The organism is Variovorax sp. ISS6 (assembly GCF_056523145.1).
In genome coordinates this window covers 5,606,788-5,622,826 of the sequence record NZ_JAWRZC010000001.1, presented here as the reverse complement: position 1 = coordinate 5,622,826, position 16,039 = coordinate 5,606,788, and the positions used below count along the sequence as shown (strand labels likewise).

Below are 16,039 nucleotides of genomic sequence, written 5' to 3'. Positions count from 1 at the left end.
GGACGATTCTGGAGACGCTACAGTCGATTGATCAAATCAACCATTCCCCGGATTTACCCGCGCGAGATGCCCATGCCCGCCGAAGTGCCCGTGAAAGCGACCGCCCGCAAGCCGGCCAAGGCCACCGCGAGGACGGCCGTGGACGCCGGCGCGGCGCCGCGCCGCCCGCTCGACGACCTGCTGCTCTACCGCCTCTCGCGCCTGCTCGCGGTGGCCGGCAGCATGGTGATCCGCCTGTGCGAGGGCCGCTTCGGCATCACGCGCCGCGAATGGCGGCTGATCGCCACGCTCGCGAGCCGCGGCGAACTGGGCTCCTCGCAACTGGCCGAGCATGCGCAGCTCGACCGCGCGCGCACCTCGAAGGCCGTGGGTTCGCTGGTGGCCAAGAAGCTGGTCTCGCGCGTGGCGCGCGCGGGCGACCGGCGGCAGGTGCGGCTGGGGCTCACCGACAGCGGGCAGGCGCTCTACGACGAACTCTTTCCGCTCGTGACGGCGATCAATGCCGAGCTGATGGGCGCGCTCGATGCCGGCGAGGCCGAGCGCTTCGACGCGGCGCTGCACCGGCTGCAGGAGCGGGCCGAGCGCATGGTGGCGCAGGCGGTGCTGCCGAAGGCGGACCGCGGCAGGCGCCAGTCGGCGGCCGCGCGCTGAGCGGTGCATCTCAGAAGGTGTGAAGGAACCGTCGCGAGCGCCCCGAGGTCGCGCCGAGGACCGGAGCCGTACCTTGTACGGTGAGGACCGCAGGTGCGAGATCGGGGCGCGCAGCAGGTTCATTCACACCTTCTCAGTCCACCTTCATGCCTGTGGCTTTGACGATGCGGCCGTAGCGTTCGCGGTTGCCGTCGAGGTGCGCCGCGGCCGCGGCACCGGTCTCGCCGAGCGCCACCATGTCGAGCGAGGCGAGCCGCGCCTTCACCTCGGGCCGGCCCAGCGCCGCCTGCAGCGCGGTGCGCAAGGTCTGCATCACGGGCTCGGGCGTGGCGGCCGGCACCATCGCGAGATAGAGCACCTCGAACTCGAGGTCCTTCAGCCCGAGCTCGCCCACCGTGGGCACCTGCGGCAGCAGCGGCGAGCGCTGGCGCCCGGTGACGGCGAGCGCATGCAGCTTGCCGGCCTGCAGGTGCGGCAGCAGGCCCGGCGTGGCCAGGATGCCGGCCTGCACCTCGCCCGAGAGCAGCGCCAGCACGGCGGGCGCGTTGCCCTTGTAGGGCACGTGCGTGATCTTCGCGCCGGTGGCGTTGGCGAAGATCTCCGCGGCGATGTGGCCGGGACTGCCGTTGCCGGCCGAGCCGAAGGTGACCGACTCGCCCTTGGCCTGCGCGACGAACTCGGGCAGCGTCTTCGCCTTGACCGAGGCGGCCGTGCCGAAGGCCAGGCCCGAGGAGCTGAAGATCATCAGCGGCTTCAGGTCCTTCGCGGCGAAGGGCATCGTGGCGTAGAGCTGCGGATTGATGGTGAAGGTGCTGTCGATGCTCAGCAGCACGGTGTAGCCGTCGGCCGGGCTCTTGGCCACGAGGTCGGCGCCGATGTTGCCGCCCGCGCCGGGCCGGTTGTCGACGATGAAGGGTTGCTTCAGTTCCTTCTGCAGCACCTCGCCGAGCGCGCGCCCGAGGATGTCGAGCGGGCCGCCGGCCGGGAAGTTGGTGAGGAAGCGCACCGGCTTGGCCGGGTACGCGGCTTCGGTTTGCGCCAGGGCGGCGGCCGGGGTGCCGAGGCCCAGGACGAGCGCTGCGGCCATGCAGGCGCTGGCGAGCGCCAGGCGCCGGCCCTTCGGGATGCGGGGGGTCATGCGGGTGTTTCCTTGTCTCCGTGTCGGCGCACTCTAGGAGCGCCGCGCCGCGCGCACAACTGAAAGCTGTTCCGCCAGGTATTCCATATAGTTATATTGAACACCGTTGCGCCATTGAGAGCCGCCATGTCAGCCATGAACTTTTCACGCTTGAAGCTGCGCCACCTGCAGTGCCTGGTGACCGTGGCGCAGGAGCGCAACCTGGTGCGCTCGGCCGAGGCCCTGTCGCTGACGCAGCCGGCGGTCTCCAAGACCATCGCCGAGCTCGAGGAGATCGTGGGGCGCCAGCTGCTGCTGCGGCGTCGCCGCGGCGTCGAGCTCACGCCCGCGGCCGAGGTGCTGGTGCGGCACGCGGTGTCGGCGCTGCGCGGACTGCGCGAGGGCATGGGCCTGGCCATGGACCAGCCCGATGCCGACCAGTTGCTGGTGGCCGTCGGCGCATTGCCGAACATGGTGCCCAACCTGCTGCCCGAGGCAGTCGCGCAGCTGAATGCCGCCCATCCCGCATTGCGCGTGCGGGTCATGAGCGGCACCAACTCGCAGCTGATGACGCAGCTGCGCCAGGGCGAGATCGACCTCGTGCTGGGGCGGCTGGCCCAGGCCTCGGCGATGGCCGATCTCGCCTTCGAGCAGTTCTACAGCGAGCCGCTGCTGCTGGTCGTGCGTCCTGGCCACCCGCTGGCCGCGCGGCGCCGGCCGCCGCTCGATGCGCTGGCCGGCCATCCGCTGGTGCTGCCGGTGTCGGGCACGCTGATCCGCCACACGGCCGATGCCTTCCTGATCGCGCGCGGCCTCGAACTGCCGCACCGGCTGGTGGAGGCGACCGACACCAGCTTCATCTTCGGGCTGCTGCAGCGCTCCGACGCCGTGTGGTTCGCGCCGCAGGGCGCGGTGGAGGGCTTCATCGCGCGCGGCGAATTGCGGCGCGTGGCGATCGACACCGCGAGCACCGAGGGGCCGGTGGGCATGACGGTGCGGCGCGGCGCCGAAACGGGCGAGGGTGCGCGGCTGCTGATCGAGGCGATCCGGCGGATCGTGGGCCGGCGCGTGGCCGCGGGGCCTGGTATCTAATCGGGTGCGACGCCACCCGCCGAACGAGGAGAGAACGCGATGAGCTCGATGGAAGAAGTCTGGAAATACCGCGAGGAAGTGCTCTACCCCCGGCTCTTCGGCGAGAAGCGCAAGGGCATCTTCGTGCTGGGCCCCGACGATTTCTCGGCGCTGGGCGCGCAGGACATCGATCCGCGCTGGCTGCACCTGGGCGTGTTCGAGTTCGAGCCCACGCCGCTGCGCAACTCCTGGCTCTACGTGACCTCGGGCGGCTCGACGCCCTGGGAGGGCGAGCCCGCCGACTACGACCCCGAGGACTACTCGTGGATCGGCTCCGAGCTCGTGCTCGAGGTGCCGTCGCAGGCCGGCGAGACCTGGCCGGTCAAGCTGCTCCAGAAGCTGCTGGCCTACAACGTGCTGCTCGCGCACGGCCGCTTCGGCGAGGACAAGCCGCCGCTGGACTACGGCGACCGCATCCCGCTGGGCGGGCCGATCGGGCAGAAGGCCGCCTCGGTGCTGCGCCATGTGGTGCTGGCGCAGCCGAAGCACTATCCGGCGACGGCGCAGCTCGACTCGGGCAAGTTCGATTTCCTGCATGTGGTGGGCATCTCCGACACCGAGCGCGACTGGGCCAAGGCGCGCAGTTCCGAGGACCTGCTGCGCCTGCTCGAGGTGCACGGCCATTGCCCGGTGACCGATCCCCGACGCGCGCCGGTGGTCTGAGCGCCGCATGGGAGGAGCCAGCGAGGCCGAAGCGCCGCAGCGCCAGACCACGGTCGATGCGCTGCGCGGCTTCGCGCTGCTGGGCATCCTGGTGGTCAACATCGCGACCTTCGCCTCGACCTACTACGGCACGGGGCTGCCCGATCCGCTCGCGAACGCGCTGCCCGAGCGGCTCGCGGTGTTCGTGCGCACCTTCGTCTTCGAGACCAAGTTCTACCTGCTGTTCTCGTTCCTGTTCGGCTACAGCTTCCTGCTGCAGAAGGAGGCCGCGCAGCGCGCGGGCCGCGCCTTCGCGCCGCGCATGGCGCGAAGGCTGCTGGGGCTGTGGCTGCTGGGCGTGGCGCATGCGGTGCTGCTCTATCAGGGCGACATCCTCACGACCTATGGCGTGATCGGCCTGGTGCTGCTGTTGCTGCACCGGCGCGGCGACCGCTTCCTGCTGGGCGCCGGCATCGCGCTGGTGCTGGGCACCGCGCTGCTGTGGGCCGCCTTCAGCGCGCTGCTGTCGTTCGCGCTGGGCGGCGGATCGATGGACCTGCGCAGTGCCTACGCGGAAGCCGCCTCGGCGCTGGCGGCCTACCGCGGCACGCCGATGACGGTCATCGTGCAGCACCTGCGCGAGCTGTCGCAGATCTGGTGGCTCACGGCGCTGGTGCAGGCACCGACGGCGCTCGCGATGTTCTTCGCGGGCTTCGTCGCGGGGCGGCATGCGCTGCTGGCCGATACCGGCGCGCGGCTGCCGCTGTTCCGGCGCCTGCTGGCCTGGGGGCTGGCGGTGGGACTGCCGGGCGCGGCCTTCTATGCCCAGTCGGCGCTGCGCGTCGATGGCGCGGTGCGCGATTTCCTCGGGCTCTCGGTCACGCTGCTCACGGCGCCGTTCCTGAGCGCCGCCTATGCGTGCGCGCTGGTGTTGCTGTTCCGCACGCCGCGCGGCCGCGTGCTCGAAAGCTGGCTCGCGCCCGCGGGGCGCATGGCGCTGTCGAACTACCTGCTGCAGTCGGCGGTGTGCGCCTGGCTGTTCCTGGCCTACGGGCTGCGCTGGATCGGCGCGACGCCGCCGCTCGCGGCGATGGGGATCGCCTTCGCGATCTTCGGCTGCCAGCTGCCGCTGAGCCGCTGGTGGATGGGGCGCTTCGCCTACGGGCCGGTCGAGTGGCTGCTGCGGGCGTTCACGAATCTCGCGCTGCCGTCGATGCGCAAGGGCGCCTAGGACCCCTGGACGCTTGCGACCAGAAGGTCTTCCGCGCCATCGGGCGGGCGCAGCCCGTCGCTTCGATCCGCGAAGTAGCGCTCGCTCAGGTCTGCGGCCGAGACATGCGTCGCATCGGCGAAGCCCGACTCGCGCGCGAGCGCCACGGCTTCTCGCGGCGCGAAGAAGCTCACGAAGGGCGTGCCGCTGGCACGCGCGCCCTTGACGGCCATCTCGAGCCCGGGACGCACGGCGGGGTCGGCCATCTCGAGCGGCAGCAGGAAGCTCATCGCGAAGCGCGTGCCCGGTGCGAACGACGCGACCTCGCGCAAGGTGGCCCGGTTGGCCTCGCGGCTCAGGTACATGCTGACGCCGGTCGAGGCCACGACCGCGGGCTGCTTGGGATCGAAGCCGGCGGCGGCGAGTTCGTCGCGCCACGAGGCGCCGGCCTCGAAGTCGACCGGCACGAAGCGCAGCCCCTCGGGCAGGCCGAAGCCCAGTTCCTGCAGGCGGCGGCGCTTCCAGGCCTGCGGGCCGGGCCGGTCGATCTCGTAGATGCGCAGGCGCGACGCGAGCTCGGGGCGGCGTTGCGCGAAGCTGTCGAGGCCGGCCCCGAGGATCACGTACTGGTCGGTGCCGAGGGCCGCCTGCTGCGCGACCAGGTCCTCGATGAAGCGGGCGCGCGCCACGATCGAGGCGCGAAAGGGCCGGGTGAAGCCCGGGTCCATGTCGCCGCGCTCGCGCCAGTCGGGCGGCGGATCGAGCAGACGCAGGCCGATCCGGTCGTCGAGCACGTGCGGCGGCGCGTCGGCCTCCACATGCAGCGCACGCCAGAGCGCGACGCGCGCGGCGGTGCTGTCGGGGGCGGCGTCCTGGGGCGCGGCTTCGATGCCTTCTGTCTTCATGTCGTTTTCCTTTCTGGCTGACGATGGCGAATCGGATGGCTTGAGACTGGAACAACAGGAAAAGGGAGTAGCGCGCTCAGGGCGGCGGCAGCGGCCGCGACCACAGCCAGGCCAGCACCACCGCCATGCAGCCGATGGCCAGCACCGCGGTCCAGGCGCGGTGCGCGGTGTAAGAGATGATCACGGCGCACAGCGCCATGGTGACGGTGGCGCTCCACTTGGCGCGCCGGCTCACGGTGCGGCCGTGGGCCCAGTTGTGCAGCAGCGGCCCGAAGATGCGGTGGCCGAGCAGCCAGGCATGCAGCCGCGGCGAGCTGCGCGCCGCGGCCCAGGCGGCCAGCAGGATGAAGACGGTGGTCGGCATGCCCGGCACCACCACGCCGATGAGGCCGAGCGCCAGGCACAGCACCGCGAAGGCATGGAGCAGGGCGCGTACCAGCGGACCTTTGGGTTCGGGGTCGGGCTTCAACGCGGCACGCTCGGAATGGAAGGCGCGGCTCAGGCCACGGCCTGCGGCTGCAGCGGGCCGGGCTCGCGCTCGACCGGGTGGTCGTTGCCCACGCGCACCTTCGGCAGGTGCTGCGGGTACTCGCGCTGCATGAAATCGATCAGCCCCTCGCGCACGTTGCAGCGCAGGTCGAAGGCCATGCCCGAGGTGGCGGCGGTGCACAGCACGCGGATCTGCATGGTGCGCTCGGTGGCATCGGTCACGCGCAGGTTGAAGAAGCGGCCGTCCCATTCGGGCGAGGCCTTCACGATGCGCTCGACCTCGGCGCGCAGCGGCGCCAGCGGCATGCCGTAGTCGGCATAGACGAACACCGAGCCGAGGATCTGCGAGGAGTGGCGGGTCCAGTTCTGGAACGGCTTCTCGATGAAGTAGGTCAGCGGCAGGATCAGCCGGCGCTCGTCCCAGATCTTGAGCACGACGAAGGTGCCGGTGATCTCCTCGACGCGGCCCCATTCGCCCTCGACCACGAGCACGTCGTCGATGCGGATCGGCTGCGCGAGCGCGAGCTGCAGGCCGGCGATGAGGTTGCTGAACACCGGCTTGGCCGCGAGGCCGGCCACGATGCCGATCACGCCGGCCGAGGCCAGCAGGCTGGCGCCGACCTGGCGCGCGCCGGGGAAGGTCATGAGCATCATGGCGCCGCCGGCGATCACCACCACGGTCATGGCGGTGCGCGCGAGCACGCGGGTCTGGGTGAGCACGCGGCGCGCCTGCAGGTTGTCGGCAATGTCCGACGGATGCTGCGCGAGCACGCCGTCGGCGAAGCCGCCGATGGCCTTGAGCGCGAGCCAGGTGGTGGCCGCGATCAGCAGCAGGCCGTTGAGGTGGCGCACGCTCGCGATGTAGCGCAGGTCCTCGGGCGTGGCCTGCCACACCATCTGCAGCGCGATCAGCGGCAGCACCACGCGCGCGGGGGCATGGCAGGCCACCACCAGGGCGTGGATGGCGGGCGCGGGGCGCGTGATGCGCTTGAGCACCATGCCGCCGATGCGGTGGACGACGAGGGCGACGGGAACGGCGATGACGGCGGCCAGCCAGGTGCCGAACCAGGGATGGGAGAGGATGGATTGCATCAAGGTCATGCCGATGCGAGTCCCGAAGCTTCCTGTTCGTTCAATGCTTGAAGAATTCGGGCCGCATCGTCGCGCACCTGGGTCGCGAGCGCGGTCGCCAGGTCGAGGCGGCGCAGCAGCCAGGGGCTGATGTCGTTGTCGAAGGGATCGGGCAGCGGGATCGGGCCGCCGACGGCGGTGGAGGCCGTGCTTTCGGGCTGCGAGGGGCCCGAGGTGGGCACCGCGCCGATCGCGGCCTCGATGCGCTGCGTGGTGCGCGCGAGCGGCCCCTCGACCTCGCCGGGCGTGAGGCGGTCGCGCCGCAGCACCAGCATCGACTTGACCGCGCTGAGCTGCGCCAGCAGCTGGTAGCTGTGGGCCTGCAGGTGCTCGAGCGGCTCGACCGGCGGCTGCACCGCGCGCGGTTCGGACAGCGAACGCTGCGTGGCCTGCACCAGCGCCGAGAGGCTGTCGAAGGCCTCGCGGCGCGCCAGCCGCCATTCGAGCTCGGGGCTGCTGTCGACGGTCTGCAATTGGCCCAGGCCCAGCGCGAGCCGCGCATGGCGCGCCTGCGCGGTCAGCACGCGCGCCACCAGCGCCGGAATCTGGCCGCGCTCCCACGAGGGCAGCACGTAGCAGAAGGCCCAGGCGAGCGCGGCGCCGATCAGCGTGTCGGCGATGCGCTCGAACAGCGCGAACAGCGGCGCCGCGCCGGTGTTGAGCATGTGGGCCTGCAGCAGGCCCAGCACGGTGGCGGCCACCGCGGTGATCAGGTAGCGCCGCACCGCGAAGCTGTGGGCGATGGCCTGCGCGATGGTGAGCACGGCCAGCAGCCCGAGCGCCGAGAGATGGGCCGACAGCAGGCCGACCGCGAGCACGCAGCCCAGCAGGGTGCCGGCCACGCGGTGGTTGCGCCGCTCGAGCGTCTGCGAGAGGCTGCCGCGCAGCACCACCACGATGGTCAGCAGGATCCAGTAGTCGTGCGAGCCCCAGGGCATCGACACCGCGACCGCGTAGCCGGCCGCGATCGCGAGCGCGGCGCGGATCGCGTGGCGCAGCGGTGGCGCGTCCCAGCGCCACAGGGTGAAGAAGGGGCGCCACGACCAGTCGGTGGGGCTCACGAACATCTGCCAGTTGGCGCGCACCACGGCGAGGTTGGGCTCGGCGTCGCCGCGCGCCATGGCCGACAGGCGCAGCACCTCGTCGTTGATGTGGCCGATGCGGCTCGCGAGGCCGCGCGCGAGCATGGCGGCGTTGGGGCCGGGCAGCACCGGATGCGGGTGGCCGGCCGAATCCTCGCCGTCGACGTGGATCGCGGCGAGGCGCGGCCGGCGGTCGGCCACGAGGTGCGGATGGCGGCCCATGAGCAGCGCGTCGGCCAGCGCGATCGTGTCCTCGGCCAGTTCCTCGAGCACGCAGCGCATCTCGACCAGCGCATCGGCGTGGGCGGGATGGGTCTTGAGCGCGTCGAGATCGAGTTCGCTCGCGAGCAGCTGGTCGCGCATCTCGAGCACGATCACCAGCATCGCGGCCAGCCGCTGGCGGCGCGGCGTGCGCGGCGACTCGAGCACGATGTCGCGCGTGGCCTGCAGCTGGTCGGCCAGCGCGGCCTGTTCGCGCAGCAGGCGGCCCAGCATCGGCGCGGGGGTCTCGCGCACGTCGCCGGTCTCGTCCTTGGGCGTGAACTGGCTGGCCTCGGTGCGCATCAGCGCGGCCAGCGAATACAGCACGTCGGCTACCGACTGCACGCGAAAGCGCGTGTTGAGGATCAGGTTGGCGAGCACCGACCACAGCACGTACAGCCCGGCGCCGAGGCCGAAGTGCCAGGTGCGCTCGATGGCTTCGGCCATGCCGTGCGGCGTGGGCGTGGCCATCGAGAAGATCATCGAGAACATCACGGCGATCGCGATCGGGATGCCGCGCTTGCCCCAGGCCATGGCCAGGAAGGCGAAAAAGGTGGCCGGCACCAGCAGCAGGCCGAGCCGGATCGGCGCGGCGTGCAGCATCTGCACGGCGAAGAACAGCGGCAGCCCGATCAGCGGCGCAGGCAGCATCTGCCAGAACTTGCCGCGGCGCGGGCCCGGCAGGTCGGGCGGCGCGGTGACGATGACGCCGACCGCGGCCGAGGATGCCGCGACGGTGCCGAGCCAGAAATGCACGCCGCCCGAGATGAACAGCAGGCCGAGCGCGACCGTGAGGCCGCTGGCGACGTAGTGGCTCAGCGCGATGCGCAGCGCGGCGCGCAGGCGCTGCTGCAGCACCGAGGCCTGGGTCTCGCCGCCGATGGCGCGGGCCCCTGCCATCACTTGGCGGAAGCGTCGCCCTCGAACGGGCCGGTGGCGGCGGGGGCGTCGCGGCGGATGCGGGTGAGCTTGCGCTTGGCCGGGGCAGCGGCGGCGGCGGCGGGCGCCTCGGCGTCTTCCGCGGGGCCCATCTCGGTCACGGTGCTGCGCGCGTAGATGTCGGCCGAGCCCTCGGCCTGCGGCTTGCTCGCGGCGGCGATCGCGCGCACGCGGTCGCTGGCGCGCAGCTTGTCGTCGACGCTCGCGAACTTCGAGTACTTGGCCAGCAGCGGCACGAGCTGGCCGTAGATGCGCGGCGCGCCGGCCAGGCATTCGCGCTGGTCGATGAAGTCGGGCTCGCCCGTGAAGTTGCCGATCAGGCCGCCGGCCTCGGTCACCAGCAGCGAGCCGGCCGCCACGTCCCAGGGGTTGAGGCCGGTCTCGAAGAAGGCATCGGTGTAGCCGGCGGCCACGTAGGCGAGGTCGAGCGCGGCCGCGCCGGGGCGGCGCAGGCCGGCCATGCGCGGCATCAGGTCGGCCATGATGGCCAGGTACTGCTTGAAGTTGTCGCCGGTGCGGAACGGGAAGCCGGTGGCCACCAGCGACTCGGACAGCCGGGTGCGCTTGGAGACGCGGATGCGGCGGTCGTTGACGTAGGCGCCGCGGCCCTTGGTGGCGGTGAACAGGTCGTTGCGCGTGGGGTCGTAGACCACGGCCTGCTCGATCTTGCCGCGCACCGACAGCGCGATCGACACGCAGTAGAACGGGAAGCCGTGGATGAAGTTGGTGGTGCCGTCGAGCGGATCGATGATCCAGACGTAGTCGGAATCCTTGGCACCGTGCTCGGAGCCCGATTCCTCGGCCAGGATGCCGTGCCCCGGGTACGCCGTGAGAAGCGTTTCGATGATGGCCTGCTCGCTCGCGTGGTCGATCTCGGTGACGAAATCGTTCACATGCTTCTGGGAGATGCGCACGGCCTCGACGTCGAGCGCGGCGCGGTTGATGATGGCGCCGGCGGCGCGAGCGGCCTTCACGGCCACGTTGAGCATGGGATGCAGGTTGGGGGACGACATTCTGAATTGTGAGCGTGAGCGGAACGCCTGCGCGGGCCCGGCAAAGGCCCGGGCGGCCACGGCTGTCGTTCCTGACTGACTGGAAGAACTGGGGGGTGGGTCCCTGAAGGACCCGGAAACCGGCCCGGCGATGCGGGCGGCGAGAATCGGGGGATTTTACCGGCTCGGCCGCTCCCTGTCTCCCCACCCCCTCCATGCGCACCCGTTTCATCCTGATCCAGACCAGCCACGCCGGCAACGTGGGCGCCGCCGCCCGCGCCATGAAGACCATGGGTTTCGGCGAACTCGTGCTGGTCGCGCCGCGCTGGGCCAACGTGCTGCGGCGCGAGGAAACCATCCAGCGCGCAAGCGGCGCGCTCGACGTGCTGGCCAATGCGCGCATCGTCGAGACGCTCGACGAGGCGCTCGACGGCGTGACCCACCTGTGCGCCACCGCGATGGTGCCGCGCGACTTCGGCCCGCCCACGCGCACCCCGCGCGAGCACCTGGGCCCGCTGGCCGCGCGGGGCGACGAGCACGTGGCCTTCCTGTTCGGCTCCGAGCGCTTCGGCATGCGCAACGAGGACGTCTACCGCTGCCACGTCGCGCTGAGCATTCCCACCGACCCGAACTTCGGCTCGCTCAACCTCGGCGCCGCGATCCAGGTGATCGCCTACGAATGGCGCCTCGCGCTCGGCGGCTTCGCGGCGCGCGACGCGGTCGCGCCGCCGCCGGCGGCCGATGCCCAGGCCGTGGCCGGCATGCTCGAGCATTGGGAGCGCTCGCTGGTGGAGGTGGGCTTCCTCGATCCCGAGGCGCCCAAGAAGCTGATGCCGCGGCTGCAGCAGCTGTTCAACCGGGCCCAGCCCACGGCCGAGGAGATCCACATCCTGCGCGGCATCGCCAAGGCGATGAGCGAGGCGGCGGCCGGCAAGATCCGGCGCTAAAACCCCATCGTCCGTACGCGATGAGGCCCGGCTATAGACTGCGCGGCCCCTATCGTCATAACCAAAACATACGAAGGCAGCGATGTTCTCTCGCCTGCGCGCCGACATCCGGTGCATCCTCGAACGCGACCCCGCCGCGCGCAGCGCCTGGGAGGTGCTCACGGTCTACCCGGGCCTGCATGCCGTGGTGCTGCATCGCTGGGCCCACGCCTGCTGGAACCATGGCTTCAAGTGGCCCGCGCGCTTCATCGCGCACATGGCGCGCTGGCTCACCGGCATCGAGATCCACCCGGCCGCCAAGATCGGCCGCGAGGTGTTCTTCGACCACGCCATGGGCGTGGTGATCGGCGAGACCGCCGAGGTCGGCGACGGCTGCACCATCTACCAGGGCGTGACCCTGGGCGGCACCTCGCTCTACAAGGGCACCAAGCGCCATCCGACCCTGGGCCGCAACGTGGTGGTGAGCGCCGGCGCCAAGGTGCTGGGCGGCTTCGTGGTGGGCGACGGCGCCAAGATCGGCAGCAACGCGGTGGTCATCAAGCCGGTGCCAGCGGGCGCGACCGCGGTCGGCATCCCGGCGCGCATCATTCCCTCGAAGGCCGGCGAGAGCGCCGACGTGACCGTGCCGCAGAAATTCACCGCCTACGGCATCACGCAGGACGACGATCCGCTGAGCCAGGCGCTGCGCGGCCTGATCGACAACGCCTCGAGCCAGGAGCACCAGATCGCGCTGCTGTGGCAGGCGATCGAGAAGCTCTCGGCCCATCCCGGCACCAGGGATTGCGTGCCCGGCGACGCGGCGCGCGACGAGTGCTTCGAGGCGGAGAAGCTCACGCAGCTGGTGGGGAAGTGACGTGAGCTGGGCGCTGTTCCATCGTTTCGAGGACGAGCGGCCCACCGACTTCCACGAGCTGCGGCAGTTCGGCAATTCGCTCTGGGCCGCGAGCGGCAAGGTGCAGACCTGGGGGCGCTCCAGCGTCGCCGAGTTCGCCAGCCCCCAGGCCGCGATGGAGGCCCTGGCGCAGCGCAGCCGCGAGATCGAGGCCCAGGGCTACGTGCGGGTGCGCCAAGGCATCCACGACCCGGCCCGCGTCGACTTCGTGCTGCTCACGACCGAGATCCGCGAGGGCGCCCGCCGCGCCTTCGAGGCCATTCGCGCGGCCGAGCCCGAGCGGACCTTCCGGCTTTTCGCGCTGGGCAGCGACGAGAGCGCGATGACCATCGTCCACGCCGCCAGCGACCTCGCCCTGGGCGAACCGGGCGAGATGGAGGACGAGAGCGAGATCTGGAGCTCCGGCGAGTGGTCCCACGACGATGGCGGCGAGTTCCTCGACATCGCCTACCGCATGATCCTGGCCTGCCACCGCGAGGACCTGCCCTGCGGCGTCGATTTCGACGTGCTGCACGACGGCCTCTTCGAGGCCTGCATCGCCGCGATGGCACAGCTCGATGGCGAGGGATTCTTCGGCACCGGCGCCGCACGCGAGGAGGTGGTGCTGCTGTGCCAGGTCGAGGGCGGCGAGGACATGGAAGGCTCGGTCGCCCGCCTCAACACACCGCGCGTGGCGGGCCGGCTTCGGCGCTGGATCGAGCTCTGCGAATGAAGCCCGGGCCCGGCCGCTAGCGGCGCGCGGGCGCGTGCAGCGCGCCGTGCACGTGCCCCGCGTGCTGGCCGAAGCCCTCGGGCTCGAGCGCGGCCGCGTCGAGCTCCTGGATGATCCCGCAGGGCTGGGCCGCATCGGCGCCGCCGCATTGCCGGCGCAGCGCCTTCAGCTGCTTCTCGAGCGTGCGCAGCTCGGCGATGCGCGCCGCCACATGGCCGATGTGGTCGTCGAGCAGCTGGTTGACCTCGCCGCAGTCCTCCTGCGGCGCATCGCGGAATTTCAGCAGGCTGCGGATCTCGTCGAGCGTCATGTCGAGCGAGCGGCAGCGGCGCACGAAGCCCAGGCGCTGCGCATGGTCCTCGCCGTAGATGCGGTAGTTGCCCTCGGTGCGCGCGGGCGCGGGCAGCAGGCCTTCGCGCTCGTAGTAGCGGATGGTCTCGACGGGCGTGTTCGCGGCCTTGGCCAGGTCACCGATTTTCATGATGCGGCAGATGGAAGGCTGGCGAGGAGGGCGGGCCGGGTGGGCCGGCGAAGCCCCGCCAGCGGGTGGGGGCACTGCGTTTGACTCTACACCTGCTTCAGGGTTTTCAATCGAGCCCATGACGAACCAGAACACGCTCGACAGGGATATCCGGACCGCCGGCGCGCACGGCCACGACCACGGCCATGCGCACGATCACGACCATGCGCCCGCGGCCGCGCCGCCGGCGCACGACGCCTGCTGCAGCCACACGGGCTGCGGCTCGGCCTCGGTGTCGGCCTTCGTGTCGGCGCCGGAGGCGGCCGACCTGCCCAAGGGCGCGACGCTGTTCCGCATTCCCACCATGGACTGCGCGGTCGAGGAATCCGAGAATCCGCCGCGCGCTCGAGCCCGTGGCCGGCATCGGCGCGCTGCGCTTCCGGCTCGGCGAACGCACGATGGCGATCACCGCCGACGAAGCCGCGCTGGCCGAGGCCCTGGCGGCGATCCGCAAGGCCGGCTTCAAGCCCGAACCGGTGGCCGCGCCCGCGCCGGGCGCGGCGCGCGCCATCGAGCCCGCGGGCTGGAAGAGCGCCGGCCTCGCGCGCCTGGTCGCGGCGCTGGTGCTCGCCATCGGCGCCGAGTCCATCTCCTTCCTCGCGCTCGAGGGCAAGGGCTTCATGGCCTTCGAGATGGGACTCGCGCTCGCGGCCATCGCGCTCGCGGGTCTGGACACCTACAAGAAGGGCTTCGCGGCGCTGGTGCGCGGCCGGCTCAACATCAATGCGCTGATGGCGGTGGCCGTGACCGGCGCCTTCTTCATCGGCCAGTGGCCCGAGGCCGCGATGGTGATGGCGCTCTATGCGATCGCCGAGCTGATCGAGGCACGCGCCGTGGACCGCGCGCGCAACGCGATCCAGAGCCTGCTGGCGCTGGCGCCCGAACAGGCCGAGGTGCGCCAGCCCGATGGCGGCTGGCAGACCGTGGCCGCGAGCGAGGTGCCGCTGGGCGCGGTGGTGCGCATCCGCCCGGGCGAGCGCGTGGCGCTCGACGGCGTGGTCACGGCCGGCAGCAGCGCGATCGACCAGGCGCCGGTCACGGGCGAGAGCATCCCGGTCGACAAGACCGTGGGCGACACCGTCTTCGCCGGCACCATCAACCAGACCGCGGGGCTCGAGTTCCGCGTCACCGCGGTGGCCGCCAACACCACGCTGGCGCGCATCATCCACGCGGTGGAGGAGGCGCAGGGCACGCGCGCGCCCACGCAGCGCTTCGTCGACCGCTTCGCCGCGATCTACACGCCGGCCGTGTTCGCGCTCGCGCTGGCCATCGCGCTGCTCACGCCCTGGCTCATGGACTGGACCTGGCTGCAGGCGATCTACAAGGCGCTGGTGCTGCTGGTCATTGCCTGCCCCTGCGCGCTGGTGATCTCCACGCCGGTGACGGTGGTGAGCGCGCTGGCCTCGGCCGCGCGGCGCGGCATCCTGATCAAGGGCGGCACCTACCTCGAGGAGGCGCGCAAGCTCAAGGCGGTGGCGCTCGACAAGACCGGCACCATCACCGAGGGCAAGCCCAGGCTGGTCGAGTCCGAGGTGCTCGGCGCCACGGCCGGCGGCGACGCGGCCGTGCTCGCCATCGCGGCCAGCATCGCGGGGCGCTCCGACCACCCGGTGTCCAGGGCCATCGCCGAGGGGCTGAAGTCGGTCGACCATGCGCTCGAGGAAGTGCAGGACTTCGCGGCGCTGCCGGGCCGCGGCGTGGAAGCCGTGCACGGCGGCCAACGCTACGCGCTGGCCAACCACCGGCTGATCGAGGAACGCGGCCTCTGCACGCCCGCGATCGAGGCCGCGCTGAAGCGCCACGAGGAAGCCGGCCGCACCGTCACCCTGCTGGCCTCGGAGCAGGCGGTGCTCGCGCTGTTCGCCGTGGCCGACACCATCAAGCCCTCGTCGCAGGCGGCCGTGGCCGAACTGCGCGCGCTCGGCGTGGTGCCCGTGATGCTGACCGGCGACAACGCCGCCACCGCCCGGACCATCGGCGCGCATGCCGGCATCGAGGACGTGCGCGGCAACCTGTTGCCCGAAGAGAAGCTCGATGCCGTGAAGGCGATGCAGCAGCGCTACGGCATGGCCGCCATGACCGGCGACGGCATCAACGACGCGCCCGCGCTCGCGCAGGCCGACATCGGCTTCGCGATGGGCGGCGCCGGCACCGACACCGCGATGGAGGCGGCCGACGTGGTCATCATGAACGACGACCTGCGCCGCATTCCCGAGACCATCCGGCTGTCGCGCCGCGCGCACGCCGTGCTGTGGCAGAACATCACGCTGGCGCTCGGCATCAAGGGCGTGTTCTTCGTGCTCGCGGTGTTCGGCAGCGCGACCATGTGGATGGCCGTGTTCGCCGACATGGGCGCGAGCCTGCTGGTGGTGGCGAACGGGCTGCGCCTGATGCGCGCCGAGAGGAACGGCGCCTGAG

The 16,039-nt window shown here is 71.5% G+C and carries 14 protein-coding genes and 1 pseudogene; 8 read left to right on the top strand and 7 right to left on the bottom strand.

Annotation, left to right across the window (positions count from 1 at the left end):
• Positions 1–90: 90 nt before the first annotated feature.
• Positions 91–651, top strand: coding sequence for a MarR family winged helix-turn-helix transcriptional regulator (locus tag AC1HIL_RS25975; RefSeq protein ID WP_412179551.1), 561 nt, complete (start codon positions 91–93; stop codon positions 649–651).
• Positions 652–784: 133 nt separating this feature from the next.
• Here the strand turns inward: AC1HIL_RS25975 and AC1HIL_RS25970 are convergent, their stop codons facing one another.
• A complete protein-coding gene (locus AC1HIL_RS25970; protein ID WP_057594866.1) occupies positions 785–1,789 on the bottom strand; it encodes a Bug family tripartite tricarboxylate transporter substrate binding protein in 1,005 nt (334 codons plus the stop codon).
• Positions 1,790–1,924: 135 nt separating this feature from the next.
• Between AC1HIL_RS25970 and AC1HIL_RS25965 the strand changes: the two genes are divergently transcribed.
• From AC1HIL_RS25965 to AC1HIL_RS25955, 3 genes are read left to right on the top strand one after another with little or no spacing between them, the layout of a single operon-like run.
• The gene (locus AC1HIL_RS25965) at positions 1,925–2,860 is read left to right on the top strand and encodes a LysR substrate-binding domain-containing protein (protein ID WP_412179552.1); all 936 of its coding nucleotides are present in this window, start codon (positions 1,925–1,927) and stop codon (positions 2,858–2,860) included.
• 39 nt (positions 2,861–2,899) lie between these two features.
• Entirely contained in the window at positions 2,900–3,562 is a 663-nt protein-coding gene (locus AC1HIL_RS25960; RefSeq protein WP_479670362.1) for a suppressor of fused domain protein, read from the top strand.
• A gap of 7 nt (positions 3,563–3,569) precedes the next feature.
• Positions 3,570–4,772, top strand: coding sequence for a DUF418 domain-containing protein (locus tag AC1HIL_RS25955; protein ID WP_479670361.1), 1,203 nt, complete (start codon positions 3,570–3,572; stop codon positions 4,770–4,772).
• On the opposite strand, the gene AC1HIL_RS25950 is transcribed toward AC1HIL_RS25955, so the two are convergent.
• The 5 genes from AC1HIL_RS25950 to AC1HIL_RS25930 all read right to left on the bottom strand — a co-directional run bounded on the left by AC1HIL_RS25950 (position 4,769) and on the right by AC1HIL_RS25930 (position 10,571).
• Positions 4,769–5,656, bottom strand: a complete 888-nt coding sequence (locus tag AC1HIL_RS25950; protein ID WP_479670360.1) for a class I SAM-dependent methyltransferase — start codon at positions 5,654–5,656, stop codon at positions 4,769–4,771. The two genes, AC1HIL_RS25955 and AC1HIL_RS25950, sit on opposite strands and share 4 nt — an antisense overlap.
• Before the next feature lie 76 nt (positions 5,657–5,732).
• A complete protein-coding gene (locus AC1HIL_RS25945; RefSeq protein WP_479670359.1) occupies positions 5,733–6,125 on the bottom strand; it encodes a YbaN family protein in 393 nt (130 codons plus the stop codon).
• Positions 6,126–6,154: 29 nt separating this feature from the next.
• The gene (locus AC1HIL_RS25940) at positions 6,155–7,237 is read right to left on the bottom strand and encodes a mechanosensitive ion channel family protein (protein WP_422096475.1); all 1,083 of its coding nucleotides are present in this window, start codon (positions 7,235–7,237) and stop codon (positions 6,155–6,157) included.
• Between the two features lie 5 nt (positions 7,238–7,242).
• A complete protein-coding gene (locus tag AC1HIL_RS25935; protein WP_261212534.1) occupies positions 7,243–9,519 on the bottom strand; it encodes an FUSC family protein in 2,277 nt (758 codons plus the stop codon).
• Positions 9,519–10,571, bottom strand: coding sequence for an inositol monophosphatase family protein (locus tag AC1HIL_RS25930; RefSeq protein ID WP_057598651.1), 1,053 nt, complete (start codon positions 10,569–10,571; stop codon positions 9,519–9,521). The genes AC1HIL_RS25935 and AC1HIL_RS25930 overlap by 1 nt, the downstream gene beginning before the upstream one ends.
• Before the next feature lie 194 nt (positions 10,572–10,765).
• On the opposite strand from AC1HIL_RS25930, the gene AC1HIL_RS25925 reads away from it, so the two are divergent.
• The 3 genes from AC1HIL_RS25925 to AC1HIL_RS25915 all read left to right on the top strand — a co-directional run bounded on the left by AC1HIL_RS25925 (position 10,766) and on the right by AC1HIL_RS25915 (position 13,101).
• Positions 10,766–11,497, top strand: coding sequence for an RNA methyltransferase (locus AC1HIL_RS25925; protein ID WP_057594859.1), 732 nt, complete (start codon positions 10,766–10,768; stop codon positions 11,495–11,497).
• A gap of 82 nt (positions 11,498–11,579) precedes the next feature.
• The gene (cysE, locus tag AC1HIL_RS25920) at positions 11,580–12,350 is read left to right on the top strand and encodes a serine O-acetyltransferase (protein ID WP_057594858.1); all 771 of its coding nucleotides are present in this window, start codon (positions 11,580–11,582) and stop codon (positions 12,348–12,350) included.
• A 1-nt stretch (position 12,351) separates the two neighbouring features.
• Entirely contained in the window at positions 12,352–13,101 is a 750-nt protein-coding gene (locus AC1HIL_RS25915) for a DUF4303 domain-containing protein (protein WP_479670357.1), read from the top strand.
• Positions 13,102–13,117: 16 nt separating this feature from the next.
• Here AC1HIL_RS25915 and cadR read toward each other — a convergent pair whose 3' ends face one another.
• The gene (gene cadR / locus AC1HIL_RS25910; RefSeq protein ID WP_057594856.1) at positions 13,118–13,582 is read right to left on the bottom strand and encodes a Cd(II)/Pb(II)-responsive transcriptional regulator; all 465 of its coding nucleotides are present in this window, start codon (positions 13,580–13,582) and stop codon (positions 13,118–13,120) included.
• Positions 13,583–13,925: 343 nt separating this feature from the next.
• Here cadR and AC1HIL_RS25905 point away from each other — a divergent pair.
• Positions 13,926–16,038 (top strand): annotated as a pseudogene (locus tag AC1HIL_RS25905) (heavy metal translocating P-type ATPase).
• Position 16,039 lies beyond the last annotated feature (1 nt).